Below are 735 nucleotides of genomic sequence, written 5' to 3'. Positions count from 1 at the left end.
GGCCTGATAAGGACCATGAAGATCAGTATGCGGTATTGAACAAAAACAGGGATATAGCCAAATACCGTAAGTACCTATACGATCAGGTAACCGAGTTACTTACTAAATATGGCAAAATCGACATTCTTTGGGCAGATTTCTCTTATCCGGGCAAACATGGTAAGGGTCGTGATGATTGGGGTTCGGTAGCATTACTTAAGCAGATTAGAAAACTGCAGCCACAAATTATTGTAGATAACCGCCTGGATCTTAATGATTATGAAGATGGTACAGATTTCGAAACACCTGAACAGGTTAGTCCGAAGGAATTAGAAAAATACCGCGGCAAAGTTTGGGAAACCTGCCAAACCTTTTCAGGCTCGTGGGGCTACCACCGTGACGAAAACACCTGGAAAAGCAACAGGAAGTTATTAGATCTTTTGATTACTTCAGTAGCCAATGGAGGAAATTTATTATTAAATGTTGGGCCCACTGCGCGTGGTGAGTTTGATAGCAGAGCAAACGTTGCTTTAGATAGCCTAAGCCTTTGGATGCACGCCAATTCGAAATCTATTTATCATTGTACTTTCGCCCCAACCGAATTTAAAGCGCCCGAAGGAGTAAAACTCACTTACAATAGCGACACCAAAAAACTGTATTTGCATTTGTTCGAATATCCAAATACGGGCTACATTACGCTGGATGGATATAAAGAGAAGGCGAAATACGCGCAGTTTTYACATGACAACTCTGAAA

1 protein-coding gene is annotated in these 735 nt (G+C 41.6%); it reads left to right on the top strand.

Annotated elements, in window-relative coordinates:
* On the top strand, nucleotides 1-735 hold a 735-nt coding region (locus AC1DND_RS28880; protein WP_477586407.1), incomplete at both ends, for an alpha-L-fucosidase.

It is taken from the genome of Pedobacter sp. 01N416, from assembly GCF_056399685.1.
This window is presented reverse-complemented; position numbering and strand designations above follow the sequence as displayed.